General features: G+C 39.5%; 9 protein-coding genes. 5 read left to right on the forward strand and 4 right to left on the reverse strand.

Features of this window, described 5'->3' with window-relative positions; translation table 11 throughout:
* Positions 1-480: 480 nt before the first annotated feature.
* The gene (locus BM146_RS01230) at positions 481-2,292 is read right to left on the reverse strand and encodes an IS1634 family transposase (protein WP_074883189.1); all 1,812 of its coding nucleotides are present in this window, start codon (positions 2,290-2,292) and stop codon (positions 481-483) included.
* 6 nt (positions 2,293-2,298) lie between these two features.
* Entirely contained in the window at positions 2,299-2,844 is a 546-nt protein-coding gene (locus BM146_RS01235; protein WP_074883193.1) for a shikimate kinase, read from the reverse strand.
* A gap of 438 nt (positions 2,845-3,282) precedes the next feature.
* Between BM146_RS01235 and BM146_RS01240 the strand changes: the two genes are divergently transcribed.
* Positions 3,283-3,975, forward strand: a complete 693-nt coding sequence (locus tag BM146_RS01240; protein ID WP_074883196.1) for an iron-sulfur cluster assembly scaffold protein — start codon at positions 3,283-3,285, stop codon at positions 3,973-3,975.
* A 22-nt stretch (positions 3,976-3,997) separates the two neighbouring features.
* Positions 3,998-5,017, forward strand: a complete 1,020-nt coding sequence (locus tag BM146_RS01245) for a GGGtGRT protein (protein WP_074883199.1) — start codon at positions 3,998-4,000, stop codon at positions 5,015-5,017.
* Positions 5,018-5,219: 202 nt separating this feature from the next.
* On the opposite strand, the gene BM146_RS01250 is transcribed toward BM146_RS01245, so the two are convergent.
* Positions 5,220-6,599 (reverse strand): GGDEF domain-containing protein, encoded by a 1,380-nt coding sequence (locus BM146_RS01250; protein WP_207649887.1) that lies wholly within the window; start codon positions 6,597-6,599, stop codon positions 5,220-5,222.
* Positions 6,600-6,666: 67 nt separating this feature from the next.
* Positions 6,667-8,055 carry a GGDEF domain-containing protein gene (locus BM146_RS01255; RefSeq protein ID WP_074883206.1) on the reverse strand — a complete coding sequence of 463 codons (1,389 nt, stop codon included), beginning with the start codon at positions 8,053-8,055 and terminating at the stop codon, positions 6,667-6,669.
* Positions 8,056-8,357: 302 nt separating this feature from the next.
* Between BM146_RS01255 and BM146_RS01260 the strand changes: the two genes are divergently transcribed.
* From BM146_RS01260 to BM146_RS01270, 3 genes are read left to right on the forward strand one after another with little or no spacing between them, the layout of a single operon-like run.
* Positions 8,358-10,193: an ABC transporter ATP-binding protein gene (locus BM146_RS01260; RefSeq protein WP_074883209.1), complete on the forward strand. Its 1,836-nt coding sequence runs from the start codon at positions 8,358-8,360 to the stop codon at positions 10,191-10,193.
* Positions 10,190-12,004 carry an ABC transporter ATP-binding protein gene (locus BM146_RS01265; protein ID WP_074883212.1) on the forward strand — a complete coding sequence of 605 codons (1,815 nt, stop codon included), beginning with the start codon at positions 10,190-10,192 and terminating at the stop codon, positions 12,002-12,004. Before BM146_RS01260 ends, BM146_RS01265 begins: the two co-directional genes overlap by 4 nt.
* 19 nt (positions 12,005-12,023) lie before the next feature.
* On the forward strand, positions 12,024-12,929 hold the full coding sequence (locus BM146_RS01270) for a metallophosphoesterase family protein (RefSeq protein ID WP_083413350.1): 906 nt from the start codon (positions 12,024-12,026) through the stop codon (positions 12,927-12,929).
* The last annotated feature ends 14 nt before the right edge of the window (positions 12,930-12,943 follow it).

The raw sequence follows: 12,943 nt of genomic DNA on the forward strand, positions 1-12,943 counted from the left end.
TTTTGAATTAACAAGACAATAATAACATATCTGAGAAGATAAGACTAAAAAATCTGTTAAAAAATAAACAACGTTATTGAAATTAGCATCATTATCTCAAGTTCAGAAGCAAAACAGGCTCAATCCTAGAGCACATCTGGGATTGAGCCTTTTCTTCTGTATGGCGCAACAGCATTTATTTCATAGCAATCAAGAAAAATTTGACGGTGTTTTGCAACCCATGTAGAAAGCAAGCCAACTGCCAAGGCAGTTGCCATTGAATATAGAGCGCGGAGCGCTCTTATCCTTAATTCGGGCTTGGTTACTTTCTCCAACATATCTATAGGTTTGTCAAGGCTGCCCGCAGGGCACCGCTTCGCGGCTTTGGCCTTGACTAACCTATAGATATGTTAGTACGGTTAGACAAGCCCGAATAAGGATTTTTGTGCATCTTTGATGCACTTGTTTCAGAGAAATCCCATGATTGGGATTTCTTCCATTTCAGTAACGTAACAGGCGCTGAATGTCCTGCTGTTTCCGGTTCTGAAGATTAAGTGTCAACCCAAAGGCTTTGCTGCATTCATCGATGACTTCGTCATAGTAGGTGAATCTCCACAGATTTGTGTGAAGCTTTGTACAGTTGTATTTCTTCAGCGAATCTATGATTCTTCCTGCCTGATATTTTCCGTCAAGTTTTTTCTCTAACAGTCTCACAAGTACCAGTGCAAGGAAGCAGGTGGTAAAGTGAGCGTCGATGTGCTTATTGGTTCTAAGATATACAGGGCGTGATTCAAAGAAAGTCTTTGTTACTTTGAATGAGTCTTCAATCCTTGCAAGCCCCCTGTAGACATTACGCATCTCTTCGTCACTCATGTTTAATTCGCTGGTTACAATAGCGTAGTAACCATCATATTTTTCTTCTTCCCTAATCTTATCGATATCAAGTTCAAGATTTCTGCCTTCGACTATTTCCCCAGTTTTCTTGTCAAACGCTATATTTACTACGTATGACGCGCTGCCTCTTGCAGTTACCCGTGTATACTTCTTTGGATTTTTTATCAGGTCTTTGGCACGTTTGATCATGGCTTCACGGTCAGCTTTCTGCTTTTTTGCATATTTCTCTGAGTAGTAGACAAGCTGCTTCTGGTCCACAACGACTTTCTTTTTTACGGGTTCCTTCTGATCTGGCTTTGTTACATTTACATGCAGCTCCTTTGGGAAGATGCGGGATTTGTGTTTGAAGGTTATTTTATGTCCGTCATCATCAATTACCTTGTCGCTTTTATAATCATCCTTCAGTACCCATTCCTTGAATTCTGCGTCAGCACCTCTTACAGTCTGACCATAAACATATCCATCCCTAGTGTTGTTGTCGCTTTTGTTATCCCCGTTAAGCCAGTAGATGTTATCTGAAGTATTGAGACCTCGGTCTGCTACAAAGATAACCCTGCAGTCATCAAACTTCTCTTTGGCTCTGTTTATGATTGGGCGCATATGCACTTTCTCTGACTCGTTACCGGGGAACATATCAAATGCCATAGGTATCCCGTTCTTATCCATGAGCAGACCCATTTCTACGATTGGGTCAGGACGGTGGTTCTTCTCAGGACCACGCTTACGATATTTGGCATCGGTTGGATTGCCGTTCTCATCTATCGGATTTCCTTCATTATCAACTTCATCAACATCAGGACGGCTGATATCAAAGTAATAGTTCGTGCAGTCAAAGTAAGACACAGACATATCACGAGGAACTATTTTCTGTGATTTTTCATAGATCCATGTCTGAAGGTCGTCCTTGTTATCTGCAATGATATCAAGGGCATGGTATATGTCATCAAGAGAGCAGTCGTCGAAAGGTTCAAAGAAGAAATCACTGCTGTTGAGAGTGTATCTTTTTGAACCTGGATTAAGCGCCCTTGAAAAGGTGAGGAGCTTTGTTATCTGATCCGTGCTGAATTTCATCTTACGGCCACGGGTCTTCCAGTTCCAGAACTTATCTATTTCCAGATCCTTGTAGAGGTTTTTGAGAATGCCATAGCCTACATTTCGGACGTCATTTGTGCCGATTTCCATTGTAGATTTAAGATCAATAGCTATATCGGTACTCTTTTCGATCTTATTCTTTTCAGTCAGTTCCCTGGCGTATTCGGTGAAGTAAGCTACAGGGTCGTCATATTGCGTTTTTAGTTTTTCCAGGTATCCAAGGCTTTGTACTGTCCTCGTGCGGCTCTGCCGCTTTTCCCTGTCATAATAACTTTCCTGGATTGCAAGATATATCCCCTGAGGCCGATTGATTTGTCTAAGATACATGGTGTTTTACCTCTTTGCTGTGAGATTGAATTCAGATATGATTCTGCTGGCAGATTCTTCAGGTGAATCGCCGTTCATGTCGAAGGTACGGCAGAAACCGGCATAGATACTGCCATACCATTTCTGATCTTCAATGATTTCTTCCATATAGTAGTCTTTATGTTCATTTTTGTATTCATCATCTTTGTAAATGACATCGTTTTCATCACTGAATACCAGTCTGTCAAAAATGTTCTCGACAGAATCTTGAAGTTCGATAGATAGAGTGTTGTCATTGCTGACTATATCAGACAAGTGTTCAATATTTGAGATGGGAGTAACAGCAATGACTTTGCTTCTGTTAGACTTGCTGATTATATCTTTAAGAACACAACAGCGTTTACAGTCGCGCTCTTTAAGATTGCCTGTGCTGACAAATTCCTCAAGTGTGATTCTAAACGCTTTTTTTACTTCGTCATCAAGATCGTAAAAATCAAACCCAAGGCTTTGAGCAAGTACTTTACCAGTTGAGCTTTTGCCTACATTTGAAATGCCAAATAAAAGAATATTCATAATAACCGCCTTTCTTACAATATTATACCATATTACATTAGATTACACTATATATAAAATACATAATATTGACAAAAAAATTCCGCATGCCACAAGGGCTTGCGGATGATTTACGCTTTATTCAACTTCTGAACTCGGGAGATCGTACATTTTTGAAATCTTAAATTCTTCCATGTTTAATACCTCACCTATATTTTTGAATTAACAAGACAATAATAACATATCTGAGAAGATAAGACTAAAAAATCTGTTAAAAAATAAACAACGTTATTGAAATTAGCATCATTATGTGCAAAAATAATGATGGTGTTTTCTGAGGGTATGTTTTCAGAAGGCATTATCTTTGGCCTGATGCTTGGCATGCATCGAATTATGGCCAGTCTAAAAATAGGTAGCAAGTAATGAAAGTTACTTCACAATACGAAAGGAGATTTTTTCATGATTTACTCTACAGAGGTAAAAAACATGTGCCCTGTTACACAAGGGGTACACCATGGCGCTGCTCCCATCCCGGAAGAGGCTAAGTGGGTTAAGTCAAAAGAAATAAAGGATATTTCCGGCTATACACATGGTATCGGCTGGTGTGCTCCACAGCAGGGCTGCTGTAAGCTTTCCTTAAATGTTAAGGATGGTATCATTCAGGAGGCACTCGTTGAGACTATTGGATGTTCAGGAATGACACATTCAGCAGCTATGGCTTCTGAAATTCTTCCAGGACTTACAGTTCTTGAAGCTCTTAACACAGACCTTGTTTGTGACGCTATCAACACAGCTATGAGAGAGCTCTTCCTTCAGATCGTTTACGGCAGAACACAGTCTGCATTCTCAGAGGATGGTCTTCAGATCGGTGCTGGTCTTGAGGATCTTGGTAAGGGTAACCGTTCAATGGTTGGTACAACATACGGTACACTTGAAAAGGGACCTCGTTACCTTGAACTTACAGATGGTTACATCACAGACATCGCTCTTGACGAGAACGATGAGATCATCGGATACAAGTATGTTAACTTTGGTAAGATGATGGACTTCATCAAGGCTGGTGATGATGCAAACACAGCTCTTGAGAAGGCTAAGGGACAGTATGGACGTGTTGCAGATGCAGTTCGTTGCATCGACCCAAGAAACGAGTAATAGGTAAGGAGGAAAATATACAATGGCTTTATTTGAATCATATGAAAGAAGAGAGCCCCAGATCCTGGCTTGCCTTAAGGAGTATGGAATTTCTTCTATCGAAGAGTGTAAAGATATTACAATGGCAGCTGGCATCGATGTTTACAAGCTTATCGAAGGCATCCAGCCAATCTGCTTCGAAAACGCAAAGTGGGCTTACACAGTAGGTGCTGCTATCGCAATCAAAAAGAACTGCCGCAAGGCTGCTGACGCTGCTGCAGCAATCGGAATTGGTCTTCAGGCTTTCTGTATCCCTGGATCAGTTGCTGACAGACGTAAAGTAGGTCTTGGACATGGTAACCTTGGAAAGATGCTTCTTGAAGAGGATACAGAGTGTTTCGCATTCCTTGCTGGTCACGAGTCATTCGCAGCTGCTGAGGGTGCTATCGGTATCGCAGAGAAGGCTAACAAGGTTCGTCAGAAACCTCTTAGAGTTATTCTTAACGGTCTTGGAAAAGACGCTGCTCAGATCATTTCTCGTATTAACGGATTCACATATGTTGAGACAGAGTATGATTATTACACAGGTGAAGTTAAGGAAGTATTCAGAAAGTGCTATTCTAAGGATGCTAATTCACCTCGTGCAAAGGTTAACTGCTATGGTGCTAACGACGTACAGGAAGGTGTAGCTATCATGTGGAAGGAGAACGTTGACGTATCTATCACAGGTAACTCAACAAATCCTACAAGATTCCAGCATCCAGTTGCAGGGACATACAAGAAAGAGCGTATAGAAGCTGGTAAGAAGTACTTCTCAGTAGCATCAGGCGGTGGTACAGGTCGTACACTTCACCCAGATAACATGGCAGCTGGTCCTGCTTCTTATGGTATGACAGATACTATGGGACGTATGCATTCAGATGCTCAGTTCGCTGGTTCTTCATCAGTTCCTGCTCACGTAGAGATGATGGGTCTCATCGGAGCTGGTAACAACCCTATGGTTGGTATGACAGTTTCAACAGCTGTTTCTATCGAAGAGGCTGCAAAGGCTGGTAAGTTCTGACCATGATCACTTGACGAGGTTTTTTCGAGTCTAGTGAGCATGGTCGTTCGGGCGAGCGCGAAGTGCGAGAGCCGAACTTCATATTAACTTGACGAGGTTTTTTCGAGTCTAGTGAGTAAAGTCGTTCGGGCGAGCGCGAAGTGTTAGAGCCGAACTTTCTTGTTATAAACTATATAAAAGCGAGTGCTGAGCACTCGCTTTTTTAACGCCTTTTATCGGGGTATTGTTCGTAGAATTTGTTTTTGTCTTTGTACATGAGCTCGTCTGCATAGCGCATGGCAAGGCGAAGATCTCCTAATTCGGCATCGTGATAGTAGCCTATGGCAAAGTGGAGCCAGGTAGGATCTGAAGCTTTTTCCCGAAGGATGTGGATTTTTTCTTCAAAATTATCTTTAGTATCGAATGATATAATAGTGAATTCATCGCCGCCAGCTCTGTATATTTTATCTGATTCAAATACTTCTTTTAATACATTGGCGGCATATACCAGGAGTTTATCACCCTGATCGTGACCGCCATTATCATTTATTGTCTTAAGACCGTTAAGATCACAAAATGCTACATTGAAAGGCCTTGGATTAAACTCAAGTTTAAGTGCCAGTTCATCTACATTTACGTTCATGCAGTTTCTATTGAATACTCCCGTAAGCATATCGACATTACTAAGGTACTCGAGTCTTTGCAGGAAGAGGTGATTGGCAACTTCAGATGATAAAAAGAATGAGATTAGCTCAACAGTTTCTTTTATCCTAACAAGGTGATTTACGTCAAAGTTTGTAATATAAAGATAACCGATAGTTTCACCGCTATGAGAAAAAGGTACAAGGCAAAGACTTTCAACATTATTTATTCTGAGTGTTTTAACCCATTCAGGAGCTTTCTCTTCAATATAATCTAGATCATGTTCATCCTTTATAATAATGCTGTTTGTTGTCTTTACAAGTTGTTCCCAACTTTCGATAATCTCATAAGGAATTTTGCTAAAAATACCTCGTATATCGTTAAGCGGATTAGATGATGCAGCACTGATAATGTCGTAAGATCTGAATTCCTTGTCAATTGTGAGGGTGCTGGCGGCATAGGAGCCTGTATACTCGAGAAGGTCCTTTGTTACTGTTTCCATGCTTTCAAGGAATTTGTGTTCATTTCTAAGCTCAAGGCAGGCTTTTATAACAAAGCTTGCAATGTCAGGAGAAACGGCTGCAAATTTACCGGTATCCATTTCTTTGTTTAAAGTATAGGAAAACTGGCAGTAGGAAATGGCAGGATCATCGCTTTTCTCTGTGATGGGGTTAAGTATGTCCTGAGTCCAAAAACCGTAGACCTTTGAGGTATCTACATAAGTGTTTATGAATTCGCCTTTCCATGCAGCTCTGAAGCAAACATCCTCAAAATTTGGTTCTTTTGGAAGATGCATGGTATAGAGTTGTCCCTCAAGGTGCTTATCAAATGATTCATAATCAATGTCGGCATCATGTTCTGTGCCAACAAAAATGTCATAATAGTTTTTCTTTAAAAATTCATTTATGACAGCGAAGCGAACCTCGCCACAACTGCCATCAGGATGTTTTTCAACAGACATGATGGCACTTGGGATGGGGAGCAGATTAACGTAGGTTTTCAATTTTAAATAAGTTTCATTTGTCATATTACTTTATCATCTCCGGGTGAGTGTAATAGAACTCTTCTTTAAATTCCTGACCGTACTGGTTTGCAAATCTCATAGCTGTATGGAGTGAACCATCTGTGGTGTCGGTATAGTAGCCTACCGTGAAGTATACCCAATTCGGATCGGAAGCTTTATTTTTTAAGCTTTCTATCTTTTGGCTGAATTCTTTTTCTGAACTGTTGGTGGAAATAATAGCAAATTCATCACCTGCAGATCTGTAAATAAAGTCGTCTTCAAATACTTCACGAAGAATCTTCCCGGCATCTCGAAGCAGATTATTTCCTGCGTCATGTCCCTGATTTATATTGATGGTCTTTAATGTGCTTAAGGTACAGAAAGCTACGCTGTAAGGCGCAGGTGACATTTTAAGCTCCATGGCAAGCTCGTCAACCTTTGTGTTCATGGCATTTCGGTTTTGCACGCCGGTGCGTAGATCGAGAGAACTTAGACTTCTTAATCTATCAATAAAGATATGGTGTGCCACTTCAGAAGCAAGGAAGAAAGCAACCATCTCTATGGTGTCTTTGAATCTGGCTAATTGTGATACATCAAAATTGGTAATGAAAAGATATCCTATGACTATGTTCTGGTGGATGAAAGGAGCCAGACAAAGGCTCTTTACATCATTTTCCCTTAGTGTTTTTACCCATTCAGGAGCTCGCTTTTCAATATCGTACATATCCTGTTCATTTCGGATGATGATGCAGTCTGTGCCCGAAATAAGGTCTTCCCATGATTCAACTATTTCATATGGAATATCAGTGAAGATGTCATGTATATTAACAAGATTGTTTCTGACGGATTCGCTGATAATTTCAAACTGATAAAGGTCTTTTGAGATTGTGACAATAGACGTGGCAAAAGAATTAGTGAATTCACGTATCTCTTTTGTTACAAGATTCATAGTAGTGTAGAAATCATCATTTTTCCTAAGGTTAAGGCAGGTTCTTATTACAAAGCTTGCGATATCCGGTGAAATGATGGAGTACTTACCAGAATCCATTTCTTTGCTAAGGATATAGATGAACTGGCAATAGCCTATCTTAGGATCGTTGTCATTGTTTATGGGAATTACAATATCTTCAGTCCAATAGCCATAGAGCCTGGTTGTGTCAACATAGGCGTGATAGTGTTCATTATTCCAGGCGGCTTTAAACAGTATATCTTCGAATTTAGGATCTCTTGGTATTTTTAAGTCATAGCGCTGACCTTCAACGTTTTCTCCAGTCATACTGAATTTATCATTTGTTGCTGCCATGAGTATTTTTCCGCAGGTTCCATCATCATTTTTTTCAACAGACAGAATAGCAGAAGGCATGTTGCACATGTTTACAATGGTTTTAAGTGTTTCGTAATTGATACCAGGCATTTCATCCTCCAAAGATTAAAAAAAGTAACGGCATCACGATAATATATATACTATTATATAATAGCATATAGGAACTTGATTTTTTTAATATCTCAATGTATAAATTATGAAATTCCTATTAAATATTTGTTGTAATGTAAAGACTGGAAAAATAATCCATATATATTGTGATTTTGGGCGAGATATAAGTAGTAATGCTTTAAAAAGAGGTTTACTATTGATATAATGCTTTTTAAGCGGCATGGCTTAACTGTGCCGCTTTTAATATAATTATCATAGTATTGGATCAGGGCTTTTTACTTATGGATAATATTACTGAAAAGACAATAAATCATAAATTTAATACAAAATCAGAACTGGTGTGGTTTTTCCTTAGAGGAAGTAAGACTTTCTTTTGCCTTTCAGTCGTTCTTTCCTTTGGGATAACCTTTTTTGAACTCATAAGTCCCAAGATAGTTCAGTACACTGTGGATTATCTTTTGGTGGATGTGCCTGATGAAGGCGGGAGCATTCCTTTTTATTTGAGACTTTTGTTGGATGCAATTGGAAACAGAGCTTTCCTCAAGGAGCATATTTACATAATGGCACTGTTAGTTGCTCTTTTTGCTCTTTTATCAGCGATATGCAGGTATTTGTTCAAGGTGTGCAATGCCCATGCTGCTGAGAAACTTATTCAGAGGATGCGAGATAAGCTTTTTGAACATATTATGCATCTGACTTTTTCCTGGCACAGCGAGAATCATACAGGTGATATCATACAAAGATGTACTTCAGACGTTGATACGGTTAAAATGTTCATTTCAGAGCAGCTTCTGTCATTGGTCAGGATTATTATCAGAATCATTATAGCCATGTATTTCATGATTCAGATAAATGGCATTCTTTCAATTTTTTCTGCGGTATTTATTCCTATTGTAGTGTTATATTCGTTCATTTTTCATAACAAGATCAGCAGAAGTTTTGAAAAAGCTGACAATGAAGAAGGAAGGTTATCAGCTACGGCGCAGGAAAACCTCACAGGTGTAAGGGTTGTCAGGGCTTTTGGCAGAGAACAGTATGAAAAAGAGAGATTTGAAAGACAGAACTTTGAGTACACAAATCTTTGGATAGAAATCATGAGGATACTGTCTTTGTTCTGGTCTTCAAACGATCTGATCTCGGGTTGTCAGGTCATGCTGGTAACTGTTGTTGGTGCTGTTTTTGCCGTAAAGGGGAATATCACGGTTGGTGAGTATATTGCATTTGTATCCTACAATGCTATGCTTACATGGCCTGTAAGAGCTCTTGGAAGGATAATCTCAGAGATGAGTAAGGCCGGGGTTTCAATTGAGCGTATCAGATATATTATGAATTCTGAAGTTGAGAAGGATAAAGAAGATGCAAAAGAAGTATCAATGAATCAGGATATTAATTTTGAAAATGTTTCTTTTACCTATGGAAATGGTTCTGAAGAGGTTCTAAATAATGTAAGTTTCAAGATAAAGGCAGGAACAACGGTTGGAATATTAGGCGGAACCGGATCAGGAAAATCGACGCTCATGTATCTTTTAGACAGGCTCTATGATCTGCCAAAAGGGTGCGGACGAATAATGATCGGAGATACTGATATTAAGGACATTAAGGCAAGCCATTTAAGAAAGAACATCGGTCTTGTGCTTCAGGAGCCGTTCTTGTTTTCAAGGACTTTGTCTGAAAATATAGGAATAACCCTTAAGGATAATGACATTAAACAGGTTCGTGATGCGGCGAAGGTGGCAGCGCTGGACGAAACTATAGAGAGCTTTGGTCAGGGATATGATACTTATGTGGGCGAAAGAGGCGTGACGTTGTCAGGAGGTCAGAAGCAGAGAACTGCAATCGCTCAGGTTCTTGTTTCCAAGCCGCCTGTAATGATATTTGATGATTCGCTTTCTGCTGTAGATACAGCAACAGATGCCAAGATAAGGCGAGGCCTTTTGGAATCTACTTATGATACAACAGTAGTCCTTATTTCTCACAGAATAACAACTCTTATGCATGCGGATCACATTATAGTACTTGATCATGGTAAAGTGGCGGAAGAGGGACCGCACGATGAGCTTTTAAAGAAAAACGGAATTTATAAAAAAATCTACGATATTCAGATGCAGGGAATATGAAAAACGAACAATTAAAAAAACTACCATTTTTTGGAATACCAAAATTATATCCATTTATAAAGCCATATCTTCCAAAGATAGTATTTATGGTATCTTTGGGAGTATTAAGTTCTCTTATTGACTCAATTTATCCTATCTTTAACAGGTATGCCCTTGATAATTTTGTGGGCAAAAAGACTTTGGAAGGTCTTGGAAGCTTTGTTGTCTTTTATCTTGTAATCCTTGTTTTGCAGGTAATTGATAATTATATTTCAACTTATGTCTGCGGACAGGTTGAAATGAGTATGGATAGAGATTTAAGGAATGCCTCTTTTAATCATCTGCAGGAGCTTTCATTTGCATATTTTAATCAGAATAATGTTGGATATATTCATGCGAGAGTCATGAGCGACACAGGTAAGATTGGTGTAATGGTATCCTGGCGAATGATGGATATTATATGGAATGGCTCATATATTGTATGTGTGCTTATCATGATGATTTTTCTTAATGTCAAATTGGCGCTTTATGTAATAATTCTTGTTCCTGTGGCAGCTCTTTTTTCTATGTACTTTCAGAAAAAACTGATTGTTTTTAACAGAAAGATACGTGAGATTAATTCTACTATCACTAGCAATTTCAATGAGGGTATTACCGGAGCAAAAGCTATTAAGACACTTGTAGTAGAAGATAAGATTCAAAATGATTTTGAAAAAGACACCGGGAATATGTACAGAACTTCAGTACATACGGCACATTTTTCTGCACTTTTCACATCATCAATAACATTAATGTCGTCACTTGCTCTTTCTTTGGTGTTATGGAGAGGCGGAATTGCCACAATGGAGGGAGTAATCCAAATTGGCACGCTTTCCGTGTTTCTTTCTTATGCGCTGGGGCTTATGGAACCGGTCCAGAATGTTATAGTCACAATATCTGAGCTTATCAGTGTACAGGTAAATGTCGAGAGATTTTTTAAGCTTATTGAGACTGAGTCTGACGTCTCAGACAGACCTGATGTCATAGAGAAATATGGAGACACATTTAATCCAAAGAAGGAGAATTGGGAAGACCTCTATGGTGATGTTGAGTTCGAAGATGTGACTTTTAAGTATCCTGATGGAGATGAGTATGTTCTTGAGCATTTTAATCTAAAAGTTCCACAGGGAACGAATGTTGCCATTGTGGGTGAAACCGGTGCCGGAAAGTCAACTCTGGTAAATCTTGTTTGCAGATTTTTTAAGCCTACAAGCGGAAGAGTCCTTATTGATGGAAAAGATGCTGCGGACAGATCTCAGTTATGGCTTCACAGTAACATCGGATATGTTCTGCAGACGCCACATCTTTTTTCGGGAACAGTAAGGGATAATCTAAAGTATGGAAAGCCTGATGCTACTGAGGATGAAATCTGGGAAGCTTTGCGCCTTGTATCTGCCGAGACAATTGTAAAGCGCATGGAAAAAGGACTTGATAGTGATGTTGGAGAAGATGGCGGAATGTTATCAACTGGTGAAAAACAGCTTTTGTCTTTTGCCAGAGCAATTCTTTCTGATCCCAAGATACTTATACTGGATGAGGCCACAGCTTCTATTGATACAGTAACCGAAAAAGCTATTCAGGATGCCATTGTTACCGTGACTAAGGGAAGAACATCTTTTGTCATAGCACACAGACTATCAACTATTGTAGATGCTGATATCATTTTGGTTGTTCAGGATGGTAAAATAATAGAGAGAGGAACACATAAGGAGCTTATGAGGATTAAAGGTTTCTATCATGAGCTCTTTACAAGACAGTTTGCTGATGAGGCTTTTAATCAGACAGCAGGATGAGTAAAGGTGGCAGGCTACTATGATGGATATAGCGGTATTTAGTGATATACATGGTAATCATTCGGCGCTTCAGGCGTGCATTGATTATGCGATGGGGAAGGGCATAACAAGATTTGTCCTTCTTGGCGATTACGTGACAGATTGTCCCAATCCTCAGAGGACCATGGAGCAGATATATGTGCTTAAGCAGTATTTTGAAACCTATATAATAAGGGGAAACAGGGAGGAGTATCTTCTCAACTATAGGAAAAATGGAGAGGGCAACTGGAAGAAGGGGTCAGCTAGCGGTTCACTTTTATATACCTATGAGAATCTGACAGAAAAAGACTTTGATTTTTTTGAATCACTTCCCAATTACGGAATATATGAGCAGAAAGGCTTTCCCGGATTTGAGTATTGCCATGGATCACCAAGTGATACATCAGAGCTTCTTTTCAGTGAGAAAAGAAATACAAAAAAGGTGTTGTCTCACTTAAAGACGGGAGTTCTTTTGCATGGTCATAATCATGTGCAGGAGACATATATTTACAGGGGGAAAAAGGCTGTTAATCCTGGATCAGTAGGAATTCCATGGTATCACGATGGTAAGACTCAGTTTTGCATTCTTCATGGGAATGGAAAGGTTTGGGAAGAAGAGTATGTGCAGCTTAATTACGACAGGAAAGAAATTCTCAGAGAATTCAAAAACTCTGAATTAAAGACCTATGCGCCTGCGTGGGCAGCGGTTACTATGCATACCATAAGAACCGGAATTGATCTTAACCAGACAGTTCTTCTGCGAGCGATGAGACTATGTGAACAGGAGAGGGGGATTGTTAAGTGGCCGGACATTCCGGAGAAATACTGGGCAATTGCGCTTAAGGAAAACTATATTGATCTAAATGGAAAAGAGATACCACATCAAAAGGGAAACAGTAAAACTTAATTGTGTGGCTGTAA

Source organism: Butyrivibrio proteoclasticus (assembly GCF_900115735.1).
Taxonomy (GTDB): Bacteria; Bacillota; Clostridia; order Lachnospirales; family Lachnospiraceae; genus Butyrivibrio; species Butyrivibrio proteoclasticus_B.

What these genes read in the sequence shown, in the direction of transcription:
- BM146_RS01235 (WP_074883193.1), bottom strand. Translation starts at nt 2,844, where the DNA reads ATGAATATTCTTTTATTTGGCATTTCAAATGTAGGCAAAAGCTCAACT.
- BM146_RS01245 (WP_074883199.1), top strand. Translation starts at nt 3,998, where the DNA reads ATGGCTTTATTTGAATCATATGAAAGAAGAGAGCCCCAGATCCTGGCT.
- BM146_RS01230 (WP_074883189.1), bottom strand. Translation starts at nt 2,292, where the DNA reads ATGTATCTTAGACAAATCAATCGGCCTCAGGGGATATATCTTGCAATC.
- BM146_RS01270 (WP_083413350.1), top strand. Translation starts at nt 12,024, where the DNA reads ATGATGGATATAGCGGTATTTAGTGATATACATGGTAATCATTCGGCG.
- BM146_RS01260 (WP_074883209.1), top strand. Translation starts at nt 8,358, where the DNA reads ATGGATAATATTACTGAAAAGACAATAAATCATAAATTTAATACAAAA.
- BM146_RS01255 (WP_074883206.1), bottom strand. Translation starts at nt 8,055, where the DNA reads ATGCCTGGTATCAATTACGAAACACTTAAAACCATTGTAAACATGTGC.
- BM146_RS01265 (WP_074883212.1), top strand. Translation starts at nt 10,190, where the DNA reads ATGAAAAACGAACAATTAAAAAAACTACCATTTTTTGGAATACCAAAA.
- BM146_RS01250 (WP_207649887.1), bottom strand. Translation starts at nt 6,599, where the DNA reads ATGTCTGTTGAAAAACATCCTGATGGCAGTTGTGGCGAGGTTCGCTTC.
- BM146_RS01240 (WP_074883196.1), top strand. Translation starts at nt 3,283, where the DNA reads ATGATTTACTCTACAGAGGTAAAAAACATGTGCCCTGTTACACAAGGG.